We start from the raw sequence: 19,204 nt of genomic DNA, 5'->3' as shown, positions 1-19,204 counted from the left end.
CAAGTGTATCAGAAAATCACGCGGCGCATGCGGTCTGCCCGGCCAGCATCTTGCGGATCTCCGGTATGCACGAGCCGCAATTCGTGCCGGCCTTGCAGGCGGCGCCCACCGCCTCCACCGAGGCGGCGCCCCCGGCGATGGTGGTGGCGATGACGTCGGCGCCGACGCCGTGGCAGGCGCAGACCACGGGCCCCGCCGAGGCCGTGGCCGCGCGGCCCGAGAGCAGCGCCCGTCGCTCGGCGGCGTCGGGCACCTCGGTGGCGAACAGGGCCTTGGCGGCCTCCCAGTCCGGCCGCTCCCCCGCGGGCGCGTAGGCGAGGCAGGCGACGAGGCGGTCGCCGTCATAGACCGCGCAGCGGTAGCGGTTGCGGGTGTGATCGGCATATTCCGCCAGTTCGCAGCCCGACAGGGCCTCGCTCTGGATCAGGCCGCGCACCATCAGCGCCACCGCCCGGGAGCTGTCGGCGGTGGCGAACTGCGCGCCCCAGCCGCCGGTGATCGCGGCGCGCGCCCACCACCAGCCCTCGGGCATCGCCACCTGCCGGCGCGTCAGCAGGAAGCCGCGGGCGCGGTAGCCGACGGACGCGATGGCCGCCGGGGTCGCCTTGAGTTCGGGCTGGCCCGAGACCGGGTCGGTCATGCCGCGCACCAGCGCGCCGACCCGGGCCTGCGACGCGAAGGCGCCGCCCCAGTGCATCGGCATGAACAGATTGCCCGGCACCACCGTGTCGGTGACTGTCACCTCCAGCTCGGCCGCGCCGTGCTCGGTCGTGAGCCGGGCGATGTCGCCCTCCGCGAGGCCGTGGGCCGCCGCGTCGTCCGGGTGGATTTCGACGAACGGGACGGCCCGGTGCGCCGAGAGGCGCTGGCTCTTCCCGGTGCGCGTCATCGTGTGCCAGTGGTCGCGGACCCGGCCGGTGTTGAGCATGAGCGGGAACGTCGGCGAGGCCGCGAGCGCGAGGGCCGGCGGCTGCACCGCGACGAAGCGGGCGCGCCGGTCGAAGGTGTAGAACCGGCCGTCGCCGAACAGCCTGGCCTTGCCCTGCGGGGCGCCCCGGAAGCCGGAGCGCTTCGGGATGGGCCACTGCACCGGCAGGGTCACGTCGTAGGCGGCGTCGCTGATGTCCGCGAGCGCGCCGAGGTCGAAGTCGCGGGTGCCGTTGTTCTCGTAGGCCGAGAGCCCGGCATGCTCGCGGAAGATCGCGGCGGCGGAGTCGAACGCGAAGGCCTTTCCGTGCCCGAGGCGGCGGCCGACATCGGCCAGCGCCGCCCAGTCCGGCCGCGCCTCGCCGGGGCTCGCGAGGAAGCGGCGCTGGCGGGAGATCCGCCGCTCGGAATTGGTGACCGTGCCGTCCTTCTCGCCCCAGGCCTGGGCGGGCAGCAGCACCGTGGTCCTGCCGCAGCCCCGGGCGGTGTCGGAATCCGCCACCGCCTCGGACACCACGTAGAGGTCGAGGCCGGCGAGAGACTCGCGGATGGCGTCGGCCCGCGGCATCGAGACCAGCGGGTTGGTGCCCATCACCCACAGCGCCTTGATCTTGCCCCGGGCGATCGCCTCGAACAGCGCCACCGCCTTCATGCCCTCGCCGGTGATGATCCGCGGGGCGCCCCAGTAGCGGCGCACCCGGTCCACCTCCTCGGGGGTGAAGTGCATGTGGGCCGCCAGCATGTTGGCCAGCCCCCCGACCTCGCGCCCGCCCATGGCGTTGGGCTGGCCGGTCAGGGAGAACGGCCCCATCCCGGTCTCGCCGATGCGGCCGGTGACGAGGTGGCAGTTGATGATGCTGTTGCCCTTGTCGGTGCCCTGCGCCGACTGGTTCACCCCCTGCGAGAAGGCCGTGACCACCCGGCGGGTGCCGGCGAACAGGGCGTAGAAGGCCGCGATGTCGGCCTCCGGCGCGCCGGTGACGGCGGCGACCGCCGCGACGTCCGGCGCGATCTGGCGGGCGCGGTCGAGGGCGCCGTCGAGGCCGGCCGTATGGGAATCGATGAAAGCGCGATCGCGGAAGCCGTTGTCGGACAGGTAGACCAGCAGGCCCGAGAACAGCGCGGTGTCGGTGCCCGGCCGGATGCCGAGGAACAGGTCGGATTCCTCCGCGGTCTGGGTCCGGCGGGGGTCGATGACCACGAACTTGGTCCCGCGGCGCGCCTTGGCGTCGGCCATGCGGCGGAACAGGATCGGGTGGCACCACGCGGTGTTGGAGCCGACCAGCACGATCAGGTCGGCCTCGTCGAGATCCTCGTAGCAGCCCGGCACCGTGTCGGAGCCGAAGGCCCTGCGATGGGCCGCCACCGCGCTCGACATGCACAGCCGGGAATTGGTGTCCACGTGCGGCGTGCCGATGAAGCCCTTCGCGAGCTTGTTGGCGACGTAATAATCTTCGGTGAGCAGCTGGCCCGACAGGTAGAAGGCGATCGCGTCCGGGCCGTGCTCCTCGGCCACCGCGCGGAGCTTGCCCGCGACCGTGTCGAGGGCCGCATCCCACGAGACCTGCGCGCCGTCGACCTGCGGGTGAAGCAGGCGGTTCTCCAGCGACAGGGTCTCGCCCAGCGCCGAGCCCTTCGAGCACAGGCGCCCGAAATTGGCCGGGTGGTCGGTGTCGCCCGCGATCGTGGCGCCGCCCTGCCCGTCCGGACTCGCGAGCACGCCGCACCCGACCCCGCAATAGGGGCAGGTGGTCCGCACCGTCGGCGCCGCCACGGGCTGGGTCATGGCTGAAGTCCTCGAAGGTTCGCGCCGCGTCTCCCTCCCCCCTCTGCGGGGGAGGGTGGCCCCCGAAGGGGGTCGGGAGAGGGGAGCGACGCGTCCGGAAGGGGTGCAGCCTTCATGAAGGCCACAGCCCTCTTCTGCACCGTCGCTCCCCTCTCCCGCCCCGCATCCGCGGGGCACCCTCCCCCGCAGAGGGGGGTGGAGGGTTGGGCTGCTCAGTACACGTCGGCCTGATAGCGCCCGGCCTTCTTGAGCGCCGCGAGATACGCCACCGCATCCTCGGGGCTCTTGCCTCCGTGCTGCGCGGCCACGTCGATGATCGCCCGCTCGACGTCCTTGGCCATGCGCTTGGCGTCGCCGCAGACGTAGAAATGCGCGCCGCCCTCGAGCCACTTCCACAGCTCGGAGCCGTTCTCGCGCATCCGGTCCTGGACGTAGGTCTTCTCCTTGCCGTCCCGGGACCAAGCCAGGGACAGGCGGGTGAGCACCTTGTCGTCCTTCAGCTGGGTCAGCTCGTCCTTGTAGAAGAAGTCGCTGGCTTGGCGCTGGTGACCGTAGAACAGCCAGTTGCGGCCCGGCGCCTGCGTGGCGGCGCGTTCCCGCAGGAACGCCCGGAACGGCGCGATGCCGGTGCCGGGGCCGCACATGATCACGTCCTTCGACAGATCGGCCGGCAGCCCGAAGCCATGCGCCTTCTGAAGATAGACCTTCACCTTGGTCTGCTCGGGCAGGCGCTCGCCGAGATGGGTCGAGGCGACGCCGAGCCGCAGCCGCGAGCGGTGGTTGTAGCGCACCGCGTCCACCGTCAGAGACACGCGGCCGACATCCATCTTGGGCGAGGACGAGATCGAATAGAGCCGCGGCTGCAGCTCGTCCAAGGCCTCCAGGAAGACCTCGGCGTCGGGCCGCGCGCCCGGGAACTTGTGCAGGGCGCCGAGGACGTCGAGATAGGCGGCATCGCCGTCCGGATCCTCGCCGGAGGCCAGCGCCTGCGCCTTCTTGCGGGCTGGCCCCGAGGTGAGGAGCGACAGGAGCTGGTAGAGGTTGTCCGGCGCGGCACCCAGTGCGTAGTTGATCAGCAGGTGCTCACGCAGGGTTTTCTCGCCGATCACCCGCTCGGGCCGGGCGCCGAGCTCCGCGATCACCGCGTCGACCAGCGCCGGGGCGTTGGCGGGGAACAGGCCCAGCGAATCGCCGACCTCGTACTGGATCGGCGTACCGTCCAGCCCGATCTCGATGTGCCACGTCTCCTTCTCGCCGCCCGGATCGTTGAGGCGGCGGCGGGACAGAAACAGCGCCTCGACCGGGTTCTCGCGGCAGAAGCCGAGCGGCCCGAGGTCGGCGGCGGCCTTCGGGGCGTCATCGTCCGCCTTCGGCGCGGCCGGGGCGCCCCCGGCGGCGCCGAACTCCTCGTCCAGCTTCTTGAGCATGCGCAGGGTCTCTTTGCCGCCGGGCTGGCAAAGGTTCAGGCGCGCCTCGTTCTTCAGGAAGATCGCGTTGGCGTAGTCGGCGCAGTTGTAGCCGCACTGGCCGCAATCCTGCTGGGCCATGGCGGCCATCAGCTTCTGCGGCTCGGGCCGATCCTTGGCCATCTCCATCCGGTCGCCGAGCGGCATCGACGGGTCGTGCCAGGGGGCGTCGTCGTTGTCGGCCAGTTTCGGCCCGGTCGCGGGGCCTTCGCCGGGCGCGAGCGCCGTGGCGCCCGCGACGGCGGGGCCGAGCAGGGCCGCGAAGTAGCCCGAGAGCCAAGCGCGCTGGTCCTCGTTGAAGGGCGCGGTCTCGGGGATCAGGACGAGGGGGGGCGAGACGTGCTGGGTCATGCGGCGGCCTTCAGGGCGGGCTGGTCCTCGGCGGCGTCGCGGAGCGCCTCCGCGCCGGTGCGGCTGGTGAAGGCCTGGAAGCTCTCCTCGGGGCCCTGGCGGAGGGCGAGGTAGGCGCGCAGCAGCGCCTCGACGCGGGAGGGCGCATCCTCGGCCTTCACGGCCTGCCAGATCTCGGTGCCGATCTTCGGGTTCTCGGCGAAGCCGCCGCCGACCACGACGTCGTAACCTTCGACGGTGTCGCCCTCCTCCGAGACGACGACCTTGGCGCCGATCAGCCCGATATCGCCGATGTAGTGCTGGGCGCAGCTGTGGTGGCAGCCGGTGAGGTGGACGTTCACCGGCACGTCGAGGTTCGGCACGGCCTTCTCGACATGGTCGGCGATGATCAGCGCGTGGCCCTTGGTGTCGGAGGCCGCGAACTTGCAGCCTTTGGCGCCCGTGCAGGCCACGAGGCCGGAGCGGATGCCGGCGGCCTTGGTGGTGAGGCCGAGCGCGTCCACGCGGGCTTCCACCTCGGCGACCTTCGCGTCCGGAACACCGGAAAAAATGAAGTTCTGCCAGACGGTGAGGCGGATCTGGCCGTCCCCGCACTCCGCGGCGATCTTGGCGAGCGCCCGCACCTGATCGCTCGTCATCTTGCCGACCGGCAGGACCACGCCGACCCAGTTGAGGCCGGGCTGCTTCTGGGCGTGGACGCCCACATGGGCGTAGCGGTCGGTGGCTTTACGCGGCGCCACGTGCTCGGGCGCGACCCGGTCGAGCTTGCGGCCGAGCTTGTCCTCGACGGCGGCGAGGTACTTGTCGAAGCCCCAGGCGTCGAGGACGTACTTCATCCGGCTCTTGTTGCGGTTCGTCCGGTCGCCGTTCTCGATGAACACCCGGATGATCGCGTCGGCGACCGCGTTGCAGTCTTCCGGCTTCAGGACGATGCCGGTGTCGCGGGCGAGGTCGCGGTGGCCCGAGATGCCGCCGAGCACGAGGCGCATGTAGATCCCCGGAGGCACCGAAGCGCCGTCGAGAACCTCCACCGCCTGGAAGCCGATGTCGTTGGTCTCCTCCAGGGTCGGCATCACGCCGCTGCCGTCGAAGGCGACGTTGAACTTGCGCGGCAGGCCGTAGAGGGAGCGGTCGTTCAGGATCCAGTTGTGCCAGGACTTGGCGAGCGGGCGCGTGTCCAGCAGCTCCTGGGCGTCGATGCCGGCGGTCGACGAACCGGTGACGTTGCGGATGTTGTCGGCGCCCGCCCCCCGGGCCGTGAGGCCGATATCGGTGAGCCCGTCGAGGAAGGGCTGGGCATGCTCGGGGCCGATCTCCCGCACCTGGAGGTTCGCCCGGGTGGTGACGTGGACGTAGCCGCCGCCATGCTCGTCGGCGAGGTCGGCGACGCCCGCGAACTGCCAATGGTGCAGGATCCCGTTGGGGATCCGCAGCCGGCACATGTACGAGACCTGGTTCGGCGCGACCCAGAACAGGCCGTGGTAGCGCCAGCGGAAATTGTCCTCGGGCTTCGGCTGCTTGCCGGCGGCGGCCTCCTGGATCAGGCGGTTGTGGCCGTCGAACGGGTTCTCGGCGCGCTTCCACTTCTCCTGGTCGCAGAGCTTGCCGCCCGCCTTGACGGTCTTGTCCTGCGCCTTGATGTGGATCGCGTCCGGGCCCGTGGGCTCGGCGGGCGGCGCGGCCGCCCCGGCCCCGCCCGCGGCGAGGCCGCCGGTCATGCGGACGGCGGCGATGCCGGAGGCGAAGCCCTCGAGATAGCGCTTCTGCTCGGCCTCGAACGCGCCTGCGGCGCTCTGGGTGGTGGTCTCGGACATCCGCGCCTCCTCAAGCAGCCAGCGGCTCGGGCACGGGGCGCCCGAACATCAAGTCGTCCACGTTCTCGATCGGGTCGCCGGAGCGGATCAGGCCCTTGCAGGCGCCCTGTTCGGCGATGTCGCCGACGAACACCGCGCCGATCAGCTTTCCATCGCGCACCAGAAGCTTGCGGTAGAGGCCGGCGCCGGGGTCGGAGAGCACGATCGCCTCCGCATCGTCGGGCGTGTCCACGATCCCGGCCGAGAAGACCGGCAGGCCCGACACCTTCAGGCTCGTGGACAGGGCCGTGCCCCGGTACTCGGCCGGCTCACCGACGAGGTGGCGGGCGAGCGTCTCGGCGTGCTCGTAGGCGGGCTCGACCAGGCCGTAGATCTGGCCGCGGTGCTCGGCGCACTCGCCGAGCGCGAAAATCCGCGGGTCCGAGGTGGTCATCCGGTCGTCGACCGTGATGCCCCGGCCGACCGCCAGTCCCGCGTCCTGCGCCAGCGCCACCGAGGGGCGCACGCCCACCGACATCACCACGAGGTCGGCCGGGAGCGCGGTGCCGTCCGCCAGGACGAGGCGCTCGACGCGGCCGTCTCCTCCGAGACGGGCGGTATCCGCCTTGAGGATCACCCGAACCCCCCGCGCCTCCATGGCACGCTTCACGAGCGCGGCGGCATGGTGGTCGAGCTGGCGCTCCATCAGCCGGTCCATGACGTGGAGCAGCGTGGTCTCGACGCCGAGGCGCGCGAGCCCGACCGCCGCCTCCAGGCCGAGAAGGCCGCCGCCGATGACGATCGCCCGGGCGTGCTGCACGGCGGCCTTCCGGATCGCCGCCACGTCGGCGAGGTCGCGGAAGGTGATGACGCCGGGGAGATCCATGCCTGGCTTCGGCAGGCGGATCGGCAGGGAGCCGACCGCGAGGACCAGCCTGTCGAAGGGCAGGACGTGGGTCTCGCCCACGCGGACGCACCCGTTCTCCCGGTCGATCCGGGTCGCCGGCGCGCCGGTGATCAGGCGGATGCCGTGATCCGCGTACCAGGCGAGGCCGCGGAAGGCGCAGGCCGCCTCGTCGACCTCGCCGCCGAGCAGCGAGGAGAGCAGGACCCGGTTGTAGGCGACCGTCGGCTCGGCGCCGATGCAGGTGATGTCGTAACGGCCGGGTGCGATCTCCGTGAGCCGCTCCAGGAAGCGCAGGGAGGCCATGCCGTTGCCGACGACGACCAATCTCTCGCGCGGCAGGCCGCTCTCGGCGCGCGCGTCGTGTCCGCGTGTGTCCTTAGGGGATGTCGCCATCGCTCGATCGTGTCTGGAACCTCGATTGCAGGGTCGTTGGCGGACCGCCCACGAAAAAGCCGCTGCCGGTCGTCTCCCGGCAGGCTTCAGCCTCAGGAGAACCGGATCAGCGGCCTCGCTGACGGCGCTGTCCGTCGCCGTTGACGGACGCGGCTCGCCTCGCAGGTTCCGTGCCAATCGAAATGCGCCGCACGGCGCGCGTGGACGCTGCCGCCGGGGCGAGGCCTGCAGATCGGAGGTGCCCCAGGGGCGGCCCATCGGCGCTGCACAAAATCTGTGCGGCCCGTCGCAAAAGCGATCACGCGCCAGCGGCGCGGTGGGGCAAGCTGCGGAGGGTTAAGGATGACTTCCGGACTGACGGAGGGTCGGCTCGGCGCTTACCGTCGCGAGATCACGACACGGGCAAATTGGAGAGCGAGCAAAAGTCGGTCGAGAATACTTCGACGACGAAATACCGAACTTATATGTGAACAACTTCCGTATTTGAACGACATTCTACCTGTAACGAATGTCGAATTCTGTCCTTTCGGACAGCGCGGGCACTCGGCTCCCACTCTCGCTGGACGATAACCAGTCCAATTGATGTGGAGGCTAAAGGAGCTGCGACAGCATCGCCAGGAGGCCCAGAGTCGGCATCGCGCCGGCCGCCAACACCCAATACCAAGCGTGGCGCGCACCGGCCCGCCGGTTGTCGTTGCAGGCGCGGGGGACACGGCCGCCCCGGCATACGTAGCGTCGAAGTTCGACCCGCCCGCGCGGATGCGACATCAACGATCCAGTTTCGAGTTTGCGACATCCAGGCATGGCGTAGGCACAACGGGCGAGCCCGCCCGACGTTCCGCGGCCGTTCGCGCCGGCGTTGCGGGTCGATGACGAATGGCGCGAAGTGTCGCGGGCCTCAGATGTCGGCGACCGCTTGCCGGTAAAGGTCGGGTCTGTAGACGGTCGTGATCGCCGCCGGGATGTCGAAAGGCCCGGGGATCTGCTGCGCGGCGCGCATCTGCTCCAGCACCCAGCGGGCCTGCGCCGCGCGCGGCTCCTCGATCGCCGCGCCGAAGCGGAGACGCGCACCCGTCCCGGCCATGACGTCCGGACCGTCGGAAAAGGTCCGCGCGACCAACGCCGGATCGAGATTCAGATAGGTCCGGCGTGCGAGGCGATGGATCAGCTCGGTCCGGTTCTCCGGATCCGCGCACCAGCGTCCCGCCCGGGCGACCGCCCGCACCAGCGGCAGGATCGCGCCGTCGAGCCGTGCGGAGACGGCCAGGACCTTCTCGGTCGCGTTCGGCGCGAGGGCGCTGCCGTGGACGGCGATGCGCCCATGCCCGGCCTCGGCCGCCACGTCGTTCCAGGGTGCGCCGGCGCAGAATCCGTCGACCAGGCCGCGGGCCAGGGCCTCCACGCAATGTTGCGGGGGGACCACGACCGTCCGGAACGCGGCAGGGTCGAGGCTCCCGGCTTCGGCGAACAGCCGTAGCTGGTAGCTGTGGCACGAGAAGGGATGCACGGTGCCGAGGGTGAGCGGGTCTCCGGCGCGGTGCCGCATCTCCGCGACGCCCGCGAAGGCGCGGGCGACATTCGGCAGGGCCTCGCTGTCGGGGGCCATCGCCGCCCAGAGGGTGCGGGACAGCGTGAGGGCATTGCCGTCGGTGCTGAGCTGGAGCGGCACGATCAGGTCGGAGGGCGGCCCGGACAAGGCGAGCCGGCTCGCCAACGCCAGCGGCGCCAGCATGTGCGCGCCGTCGAGGTGCCCCAGCGCCAGCCGGTCGCGCAGGGTCGCCCAGGAGGGCTCGGCGGTGAGGTCGAGGTCGAGCCCCTCGGCCCGGGCGAAGCCCAGTTCATGGGCCGCGATCAGGGGGGCCGCATCGCAGAGCGGGACGTAGCCGAGCTGGAGCCTCATCCGAGCAGGTCCGCGGTGGTGACGATCGCCCGGGCGATGTCGACGATCTTGCGCTTCTCGTTCATGGCCTTGCGGCGCAGCTGCTTGTACGCCTCGTCCTCGGACAGGCCCTTCATGGTCATCAGGATGCCCTTCGCCCGCTCGATCAGCTTGCGGTCGGCGAGTTCGCTGCGCGCCTCCGTCAGCTCGCGCTGGAGGCGCGCGAAGGCGTTGAAGCGCAGGATCGCGATGTCGAGGATCGACTTGATCCGTTCCGCCCGCAGCCCGTCCACCACGTAGGCGGAGATCCCGGCATCGACGGCGGCCTGCATCATGGTCGAATCCGAGCGGTCGACGAACATCGCCACCGGCCGCTCGACCTGCCGGGAAACGCCCGACATCTGCTCCAGGATGTCCCGGCTCGGGCTCTCCAGATGGATCACCACCACGTCGGGCTTCAGCGCGGCCACGCGTTCCATGAGGTCGGCGGTATCGGGAATCACCACCACACGCCCGATTCCGGCGGCGCGCAGGCCCTCCTCCAGAATGGCCGCGCGGGCGCGGCTCGGATCGATCACGGCGACGGTGAGATTGGATTCGGTCATCTTGGCCCGGGACGGGGCGGGTCTTCTTCTGGAGGACGGCCCGGCTCGGGCCGCCGCGACCTAAGCAAGGCCCGTGCCCGCGTCGGGGCCCGCCGCGGACGCATCCGCGCAATCCCAATGTACGATGCCGGTAACCGCCGCGCAAAGAAACGGTCCAGCTTCCGCCGCAATGCTGGCCGCATTCTCTTCGCCTCACGGTGGTCAGGGAGATCGGTGATTCGGATGCGCAGGCCAGATCAGCCCGCCCTGACGGACGCCGCGAATGGCCGCGTGTCCATGCCCTTCCTGCCGACGCTGGCCGTCGTGGCGCTCCTGGGTGTGGCCTCGCTCTACTGCCCGTCGTCCAATCCGGTGCCCCCCGGTGCCCGAGCGGGCGGATCCCCCGCTCTCGGACCCACGGATTTCGCACCGGTCGCCGCGGTGGCGTCGCCGATCCGGCCGCCGGCCGCGATCGCGTTCGCCGAGCTGTACCCTCTGGACGCTGCGATCTCGCGGACGGGGGCCCTGCCCGTCCGTCCGGCGACGACGGCGCGGGCGACGTCCCATGTGGCGGTGGCGGGTCGGCGTCCCTGCCCGGGCCGGCGCTGCCCCGAGCCGCCCCGCAGCCCGATCGATCCCATGGCGCCCGGACGCGCGGAAGCCGCCGAACCGGCCGAGGATGCGCTGCTCCCTGGGCGGGCCCTGCCCTTCGCCACCTCGGTGGTCGAGACGCTGGTCCCTGCGGCCCGGGCGGTCGGCGATGCCGCGGACTTCGTGCGCAAAGGTGCGGCGTCGGTTCAGGGCTCGGTGGCCCTGGCGGTGGCCGACTGCCTGCGCTGACCGCATCCGCGGGCCGGCCCCAAACCTCTGGATCTCGTGGACGGACGTCCTAGGTGCGTCGCAGCGGATGGACCGAGCTTCCGTCCGCGGACCGGAGCCGGGGCCGGATGGCTGCACGCATCGAGGATTACGCGCTCGTCGGGGATTGCCGCAGCGCCGCGCTGATCAGCCGGCAGGGCAGCGTCGATTGGTTGTGCTGGCCGCGCTTCGACGCGGCCGCCCTGTTCACCAGCCTGCTGGGCACCGAGGCGCACGGCTTCTGGAAGATCTTCCCCGAGGCGGAGCACGTCGAGACCCGGTGGTCCTACCGCCCGGGCAGCCTCGTCCTGGAGACGCGGCACACCACGCGGCTCGGCGAGGTCCTGGTCACGGACTTCATGCCCGTCGGCGACGGATCGCATCTCGTGCGCCTCGTCGAGGGCGTGCACGGGCGGGTCGCCATGCGGATGGAGATGGCGGTCCGGTTCGATTACGGCTCGGCCGTGCCCTGGGTGTCGCGCTCCGAGCTGGGCGACCTGCGCGCCGTCTCGGGACCGCACAAAGTCGTGCTGCGCTCCGACGTCCATCTCAAGGGATCGGAGGCGCAGACCACCGTGGCCGAGTTCACGGTCCATGCCGGCGACCAGCACCGGTTCGTCCTGAGCTACGGGGCCTCGCACGAGGACGATCCGCCTCCGATCGAGCCTCGCAAGGTTCTCGAAGCCACGGATCAGCACTGGCGGGATTGGGCGTGCCGCTGCGCGGGCGGTGCCCCCTGGGACCGGATGCTCCAGCGCTCCCTGCTGACCCTCAAGGCGCTGATCTACGAACCCACCGGCGGCATCGTGGCGGCGCCCACGGCGTCCCTACCGGAGGGGCTCGGCGGGATCCGCAACTGGGATTACCGGTTCTGCTGGCTGCGCGACTCGACCCTGACCCTGATCGCCCTGATGGATGCGGGCTATATCGACGAGGCCCGGGACTGGCTGGGCTGGCTGCTTCGGGCCGTGGCCGGCAATCCCGAGCAGGCGCACATCCTCTACGGGATCGGCGGCGAGCGGCTTTTGCCCGAGATCGAGCTCGACTGGCTGCCGGGCTACGAGAATTCGAGGCCCGTGCGAATCGGCAACGCCGCCGCCAGCCAGTTCCAGATCGACGTCTACGGCGAGCTGTTCGACGCGCTCTATCAGGCTCACGCCCGCGGATTGCCGGTGAGCCAGGACGGCCTGCGGGTCGGCCTCGCGATCCTCGGCCACCTGGAACAGGCATGGCGCGAGCCCGACGAGGGGATCTGGGAGGTGCGCGGCGGGCGGCGCCACTTCACCCATTCCAAGGTCATGGCCTGGGTGGCGTTCGACCGGGCCCTGCGCATGCACGAGATGCACGAATCGGGCGCCACCGAGGAACATGCCAAGCGCTGGCGCGCCATCAAGGACGAGATCCACGCCGAGGTCTGCGCCAAGGGCTTCGACCCCGCGCTCAACAGCTTCGTCCAGTCCTATGGCTCGAAGGCACTGGACGCGAGCCTGCTGCTCATCGCCCATACCGGCTTCCTGCCGCAGGACGACCCCCGGGTGATCGGCACCGTCGAGGCGATCGGCAAGGGGCTGATGCGGGACGGGTTCATCCTCCGCTACGAGACCGAGGGCCATACGACCGACGGCCTGACGGGCAGCGAGGGGGCTTTCCTGCCCTGCACCTTCTGGTACGCCGACAACCTCATCGGCCTGGGGCGCCGCGACGAAGCGGGGGTGCTGATCGAGCGCCTGATCGGCATCTGCACCGATCTCGGCCTGGTCAGCGAGGAATACGACGTGCAAGCCAAGCGTCTTGTGGGTAACTTCCCTCAGGCGTTCACGCACGTCGCGCTCGTCAACACGCTGCTCAGCTATACGCGCGGCGAAGGGCCGGCGGATCGGCAGGGTGGTAAGGCCAACGGAGCCCCTCCCGCCGTCCTACGGCAGCGCGAAGCCGCGAAACGGACCGCGCGAGGCGAACTGGAAGACGCGACATCATGAGCGGTGCTGACACTCCCGCCAAGGCGGACCTCGCTGAGATCGATACGCTCAGCATCAACACGATCCGGACGCTCGCGATCGACGCGGTGCAGAAGGCCAATTCCGGCCATGCCGGTGCGCCCATGGCGCTGGCGCCGGTCGCCTACACCCTGTGGAACCGCTACCTGCGCTACGATCCGGCCCATCCGCACTGGCCGAACCGCGACCGCTTCGTGCTGTCCTGCGGCCACGCCTCGATGCTGCTCTACGGGCTGCTGCATCTCGCGGGCGTCGCGCAGAGCGACGGCGGCAACGCGCCGGCGGTGTCGCTGGACGACATCAAGAAGTTCCGCCAGCTGGACAGCCGGACCCCGGGCCATCCCGAGTACCACTTCACCACCGGCGTCGAGACCACCACCGGCCCGCTCGGCCAGGGTGTGGCCAACTCGGTCGGCATGGCCATGGGCAGCCGCTTCCTCGGCCAGCACCTGAACAGGCCGAACCTGCCGCTCTTCGACTACAACGTCTACGCGATGTGCTCGGACGGCGACCTGATGGAGGGCGTGGCCTCGGAGGCTGCGTCCCTCGCCGGCCACCTCCGGCTCGCGAACCTCTGCTGGATCTACGACGACAACACCATCACCATCGAGGGCCACACCGAGCTGGCCTTCGGCGAGGAGGTGGCCACCCGGTTCCTCGCTTACGGCTGGCAGGTTCTGCGCGTTGCGGACGCCAACGACGTGCACGCGCTCGCCGGCTCGATCGAGACTTTCCTCGCCACCAACGACCGGCCGACCCTGATCATCGTCAAGTCGGTGATCGGCTACGGGGCGCCGAAGAAGCAGGGCACGTCCAAGGCCCACTCGGACGCGCTGGGCGAAGACGAGGTCAAGGGGGCCAAGCGCGCCTACGGCTGGCCGGAGGACGCGCAGTTTCTCGTCCCGGACGGCGTCCGCGAGAATTTCCGCGATGGGATCGGCAAGCGCGGCGCCGGCCTCTACGACGCGTGGCAGGGCCTGCTGAGCCAGGCCAAGGCGGCGGATGCCGCCCACGCCGAGGACCTGAACGCCTTCCTGGAAGGCCGCCTGCCGCACGGCTGGGACAAGGACATTCCGGTCTTCGAGGCCGACGCCAAGGGCCTCGCCACCCGGGAATCCTCCGGCAAGGTGCTGAACGCCATCGCCCAGCACGTGCCGTTCCTGCTCGGCGGCTCGGCGGATCTGGCGCCGTCCAACAAGTCGAACCTGACCTTCGAGGGCGCGGGCTCGTTCGGCCCGTTCTCGCCGGGCGGCCGCAACCTGCATTTCGGCGTCCGCGAACACGCCATGGGCTCGATCGTGAACGGCCTCGGCCTGTCGGGTCTGCGGGCCTACGGCGCGACCTTCCTGGTCTTCGCCGACTACATGCGCCCGCCGATCCGTCTCGCCGCCCTGATGGAGCTGCCGGTCTTCCACATCTTCACGCACGATTCGATCGGCGTGGGCGAGGACGGGCCGACCCACCAGCCCGTCGAGCAGCTGCTGTCGCTGCGCTGCATCCCGGGCCTCGTGACCCTGCGCCCGGCCGATGCCAACGAAGTGGCCGAGGCCTACCGGGTGATCTTCTCGCTGAGGAACCAGCCGGCCGTGCTCGCGCTCTCCCGCCAGCCGCTGCCGACCCTCGACCGGACCCGGTACGGCGCGGCCTCCGGCACCGCCAAGGGCGGCTACGTGCTCGCCGATTGCGACGGCACGCCCGACGTCATCCTGCTGGGCTCGGGTTCCGAGGTGCAGCTCTGCGTCGGCGCCTACGAGGCGCTGAAGGCCGAGGGCGTGAAGGCCCGGGTGGTGTCGATGCCGTCCTGGGACCTGTTCGAGCGGCAGGATCAGGCCTACCGCGACTCGGTGCTGCCGCCCGCCGTCAAGGCACGGGTGGCCGTCGAGCAGGGCAGTGTCATCGGCTGGGACCGCTACGCCGGCTCCGAGGGCGCGATCATCGGCATGCACACCTTCGGCGCCTCGGCGCCGATCAAGGATCTCCAGACCAAATTCGGCTTCACCCCCGACAAGGTCCTGGAGGCCGCGAAGGCGCAGATGGCCAAGCATAAGCGGTAACAGCTGATGCGCGACGCCTCCCTCCCCCCTCTGCGGGGGGAGGGAGGCCCCGAAGGGGGTCGGGAGAGGGGAGCGACGGTGCACAGGACGGTGCCGTCCTTATATGAAGGCCGCGTCCTTCCCTGAACCCGGGTCCCCCTCTCCCGACCCTCGCTGACGCGAGGGCCACCCTCCCCCGCAGAGGGGGGAGGGAGAGCGCCCGGCAAGTAGCGGCACGCGAGACGAGGAACCGACATGAACGCGCTCAAGGCCCTGCACGACGAACAGGATCAGGCGGTCTGGCTCGACTTCGTGGCCCGCGGCTTCATCCAGAAAGGCGAACTGAAGCAGCTCGTCGAGCGCGACGGCCTGCGCGGCGTCACCTCCAACCCGTCGATCTTCGAGAAGGCGATCGGGCACTCGGACGAGTACGACGACAGCCTGAAGGCCGTTCAGGTGACCGGGGACAGCCGCGTCATCGACCTCTACGAGGGTCTCGCCATCGCCGACATCCAGGCGGCCGCCGACGTGCTCCGCCCGGTCTACGAGGCGAGCGACGGGGCCGACGGCTATGTCAGCCTGGAGGTCTCGCCCTACCTCGCCCTCGACACCGAGGAGACGCTGGCCGAAGCCCGGCGCCTGCACAAAGCGGTCGCCCGCGACAACCTGATGGTGAAGGTGCCGGCCACACCGGAGGGTATCCCGGCGATCCGGCAGCTCACCAGCGAGGGCATCTCGATCAACGTCACCCTCCTGTTCTCGCAGGAGGCCTACGAGGCCGTGGCCCGCGCCTTCATCGACGGGCTGGACGAGCGCGCGAAGGCCGGCCACGACGTCTCGAAGGTCGCCAGCGTGGCGAGCTTCTTCATCAGCCGCATCGACGTCCTGGTCGACAAGCGCCTCGACGAGAAGATCGCCGAGGCCAACGATCCCGACGAGAAATTCGCCCTGGAGCAGCTGAAGGGGAAGGTGGCGATCGCCAACGCCAAGCTCGCCTACCAGCGCTACAAGCGGATCTTCGCGGAGTCCAAGTGGACGGCCCTGGCCGAGAAGGGCGCCAAGGCGCAGCGCCTGCTCTGGGCCTCCACCGGCACGAAGAACAAGGCCTATTCGGACGTCCTCTACGTCGAGGAGCTGATCGGGCCGAACACCGTCAACACCATGCCGCCCGCCACCATGGACGCGTTCCGCGACCACGGCGTGGTGCGGGCGACGATCGAGGAGGACGTGCCCGGCGCCGAGGCCGTGATGGCCAAGCTCGCGCGGTCCGGCATCGACATCGAGGCCGTCGCCGAGCAGCTGGTGAAGGAGGGCGTGCAGCTCTTCATCGACGCCGCCGACAACCTGCTCGGCGCCGTGGCGGGCAAGCGCACCGCGCTCCTGGGGCATCGGCTGGACGGCCAGAGCCTCGTCATGGACGACACCCTCGCGGCCGAGGCCAAGAAGACCGTCGAATCCTGGCGCGCGAGCGGCTCGATCCGTCGGCTCTGGGCGGGTGACGCCTCGGTCTGGTCCGGCCATGACGAGGCGAACTGGCTCGGCTGGCTGCACATCGTCGAGGAGGAACTGGAGAAGGCCGCCGACTACGCGGCTTTCTCGGACTGGGTGAAGGCGGAAGGCTTCACCGACGTCGTCGTGTTGGGCATGGGCGGATCGAGCCTCGGCCCGGAGGTTCTGAGCCTGACCTACGGTCAGCGCGAAGGCTTCCCGAAGCTTCAGATCCTCGACTCGACCCACCCGGATCAGGTGCGCGCCCTGGAGGCGAGCATCGATCTGGCGAAGACGCTGTTCATCGTCGCGTCGAAATCCGGCTCGACGCTGGAGCCCAACGTCTTCCGCGACTACTTCCTGGCCCGCGCCAAGGACGTGCTCGGCGACCGGGCCGGCGACCACTTCGTGGCCGTCACCGACCCCGGCTCCGACATGGAGCGGGCCGCGAAGGCGGACGGGTTCAAGCGCATCTTCTACGGCGTGAAGCAGATCGGCGGGCGCTACTCGGTGCTCTCGGCCTTCGGCCTCGTGCCGGCGGCCGCCATGGGCCTCGACGTCAAGGCGCTTCTGGAGACGGCGCGCATCATGGTCCGTTCCTGCGGCCCGGCGGTGCCTCCGGCCCAGAACCCGGGCGTGCTGCTCGGGACCGCCATGGGCGCGGCGGCGCTGGCCGGCCGCGACAAGGTGACGATCGTCGCCTCCCCGGCGATCGCGAGCTTCGGCGCCTGGGCCGAACAGCTGATCGCGGAATCGACCGGCAAGCAGGGCAAGGGCTTGGTTCCCGTGGACGGCGAGCCGGTGGGCGTTCCGGCGGTCTACGGGCACGACCGATTCTTCATCTATCTCCGCCTCGACGGCAACGCCGAGGCGGCGCAGGACGAGGCCCTGCGGGCGCTGGAGCGGGACGGCCACCCGATCGCCCGCATCACCCTCGATTCGGTCGAGCAGCTGCCGCAGGAATTCTACCGGCTGGAGATGGCCACCGCCGTGGCCGGCGCGGTGATCGGCATCAACCCGTTCGACCAGCCCGACGTCGAGGCCAGCAAGGTCGAGACCAAGAAGCTGTTCGCCGAAGCCGAGGCGAGCGGCGCCCTCCCCGCGGAGACGCCGCTCTTCTCGGATGATGCGATCGCCCTCTACGCCGACCCGCAGAACGCGGACGGGTTGAAGCAGGCGACCGACGGCCTGGAGCCTGCGCTCAAGGCGCAGATCGCCCGGCTGAAGGACGGCGATTACCTCGGGCTGCTCGCCTACGTGCCGCGCAACGCCGAGGCCGCCGGTATCCTCCAGGAGGCACGGATCGCCGTGCGCGACACCCGCAAGGTGGCGACCTGCCTGGAGTTCGGGCCCCGGTTCCTGCACTCCACCGGTCAGGCCTACAAGGGCGGCCCGGATACCGGCGTGTTCCTGCAGATCACCGCGGATCCGTCGCAGGACCTGCCGATCCCGGGCCGCTCCCTCGGCTTCGCCACCGTCGTGGCCGCGCAGGCGCGGGGTGATTTCGCCGTGCTGGCCGAGCGGGGCCGGCGGGCGCTGCGGGTCCACATCAAGGGCGACCTCGAGGCCGGGCTGAAGCGCATCGCGGCGGCCCTCAAGGCTGCCGTGGCGTAGGCGCCGGAGGTGGGGGCGATTCCCGATGAGGCTCAGCGGTCCCGTCTGCACCACCCCCACCCCTGACCCCTCCCCGCACGGGGGAGGAAAACCCCCGAGGAGATGACGGCAATGCAACTCGGCATGATCGGCCTCGGCCGGATGGGCGGCAACATCGTCCGGCGTCTCCTGCGCGACGGACACACGGCCGTGGTGTTCGACCAGAACCCGGAGGCCGTCGCGGCGCTGGTGGAGGCCGGCGCGGTCGGCGCATCGAGCCTGGAGGATCTGGTCTCCAAGCTGGAGGTGCCGCGCGCGGCCTGGGTGATGTTGCCGGCCGGCGCGATCACCGAGCAGGCGGTCCAGACGCTGTCGGGCCTGATGCAGGCGGGCGACTGCGTCATCGACGGCGGCAATTCCTTCTACGGTGACGATGTCCGCCGTGGGCTCGCTCTGAAGGAGAAGGGCCTGCACTACGTGGATGTCGGCACCTCGGGCGGCGTCTGGGGCCTGGAGCGCGGCTACTGCATGATGATCGGCGGCGACACGGAGACCGTCGACCGCCTCGACCCGATCTTCAAGACCCTGGCGCCGGGCGTCGGTGACATCCCCAAGACGCCGAACCGCGAGGGGCGCGACTCGCGTGCCGAGCAGGGCTACATCCATGCCGGGCCGACCGGTGCCGGCCACTTCGTCAAGATGGTCCATAACGGCATCGAGTACGGGCTGATGCAGGCCTATGCCGAGGGGTTCGACATCCTCCGCCACGCCAATGCCCAGGAGCTGCCGGCCGAGCGCCGCTTCGACCTGAACATGGGCGACATCGCCGAGGTCTGGCGGCGCGGCAGCGTCGTCTCGTCGTGGCTCCTCGACCTGACCGCCCAGGCGCTGGCGGGCGACGAGCAGCTCACCGACTTCTCCGGCTACGTGGAGGATTCGGGCGAGGGCCGCTGGACCATCAACGCCGCCGTCGAGGAAGGCGTCCCGGCGACGGTGCTCTCCGCCGCCCTCTACCGCCGCTTCCGCTCCCGGGAGCACGCGAGCTACGCCGACAAGCTGCTCTCGGCGATGCGCAAGGGCTTCGGCGGCCACCAGGAGCCGAAGGGCTGAGCCGGCCGCCTCAGGCCGCCCGCAGACCGACCCGTCCGA

11 protein-coding genes are annotated in these 19,204 nt (G+C 70.5%); 5 read left to right on the top strand and 6 right to left on the bottom strand.

Annotated elements, in window-relative coordinates; translation table 11 throughout:
- Nucleotides 1–16: 16 nt before the first annotated feature.
- The 6 genes from PQI07_RS20020 to PQI07_RS19995 form a co-directional block, all read right to left on the bottom strand.
- Entirely contained in the window at nucleotides 17–2,713 is a 2,697-nt protein-coding gene (locus tag PQI07_RS20020; RefSeq protein ID WP_274927273.1) for a nitrate reductase, read from the bottom strand.
- Nucleotides 2,714–2,925: 212 nt separating this feature from the next.
- Nucleotides 2,926–4,530 (bottom strand): sulfite reductase subunit alpha, encoded by a 1,605-nt coding sequence (locus PQI07_RS20015; protein WP_274927272.1) that lies wholly within the window; start codon nucleotides 4,528–4,530, stop codon nucleotides 2,926–2,928.
- Entirely contained in the window at nucleotides 4,527–6,344 is a 1,818-nt protein-coding gene (locus PQI07_RS20010) for a NirA family protein (protein WP_075380250.1), read from the bottom strand. The genes PQI07_RS20015 and PQI07_RS20010 overlap by 4 nt, the downstream gene beginning before the upstream one ends.
- Nucleotides 6,345–6,354: 10 nt before the next feature.
- The gene (locus PQI07_RS20005; protein ID WP_274927271.1) at nucleotides 6,355–7,623 is read right to left on the bottom strand and encodes an NAD(P)/FAD-dependent oxidoreductase; all 1,269 of its coding nucleotides are present in this window, start codon (nucleotides 7,621–7,623) and stop codon (nucleotides 6,355–6,357) included.
- Between the two features lie 898 nt (nucleotides 7,624–8,521).
- The gene (locus PQI07_RS20000) at nucleotides 8,522–9,523 is read right to left on the bottom strand and encodes a CmpA/NrtA family ABC transporter substrate-binding protein (RefSeq protein WP_274927270.1); all 1,002 of its coding nucleotides are present in this window, start codon (nucleotides 9,521–9,523) and stop codon (nucleotides 8,522–8,524) included.
- Nucleotides 9,520–10,107: an ANTAR domain-containing response regulator gene (locus tag PQI07_RS19995; protein ID WP_043353887.1), complete on the bottom strand. Its 588-nt coding sequence runs from the start codon at nucleotides 10,105–10,107 to the stop codon at nucleotides 9,520–9,522. The genes PQI07_RS20000 and PQI07_RS19995 overlap by 4 nt, the downstream gene beginning before the upstream one ends.
- Nucleotides 10,108–10,329: 222 nt before the next feature.
- Here PQI07_RS19995 and PQI07_RS19990 point away from each other — a divergent pair, with 222 nt between their 5' ends.
- From PQI07_RS19990 to gnd, 5 genes are all read left to right on the top strand, one after another.
- Nucleotides 10,330–10,926, top strand: a complete 597-nt coding sequence (locus PQI07_RS19990) for a hypothetical protein (RefSeq protein ID WP_274927269.1) — start codon at nucleotides 10,330–10,332, stop codon at nucleotides 10,924–10,926.
- Between the two features lie 107 nt (nucleotides 10,927–11,033).
- Nucleotides 11,034–12,923, top strand: coding sequence for a glycoside hydrolase family 15 protein (locus PQI07_RS19985; protein WP_274927268.1), 1,890 nt, complete (start codon nucleotides 11,034–11,036; stop codon nucleotides 12,921–12,923).
- Nucleotides 12,920–14,995 carry a transketolase gene (tkt, locus tag PQI07_RS19980; protein ID WP_274927267.1) on the top strand — a complete coding sequence of 692 codons (2,076 nt, stop codon included), beginning with the start codon at nucleotides 12,920–12,922 and terminating at the stop codon, nucleotides 14,993–14,995. Before PQI07_RS19985 ends, tkt begins: the two co-directional genes overlap by 4 nt.
- A gap of 234 nt (nucleotides 14,996–15,229) precedes the next feature.
- The gene (locus tag PQI07_RS19975) at nucleotides 15,230–18,076 is read left to right on the top strand and encodes a bifunctional transaldolase/phosoglucose isomerase (protein ID WP_043384165.1); all 2,847 of its coding nucleotides are present in this window, start codon (nucleotides 15,230–15,232) and stop codon (nucleotides 18,074–18,076) included.
- Nucleotides 18,077–18,187: 111 nt separating this feature from the next.
- Nucleotides 18,188–19,165, top strand: coding sequence for a phosphogluconate dehydrogenase (NAD(+)-dependent, decarboxylating) (gene gnd, locus PQI07_RS19970; protein WP_182593141.1), 978 nt, complete (start codon nucleotides 18,188–18,190; stop codon nucleotides 19,163–19,165).
- Nucleotides 19,166–19,204 lie beyond the last annotated feature (39 nt).

Source organism: Methylobacterium sp. 092160098-2 (assembly GCF_028920805.1).
GTDB classification, from domain to species: Bacteria; Pseudomonadota; Alphaproteobacteria; order Rhizobiales; family Beijerinckiaceae; genus Methylobacterium; species Methylobacterium fujisawaense.
This window is presented reverse-complemented; position numbering and strand designations above follow the sequence as displayed.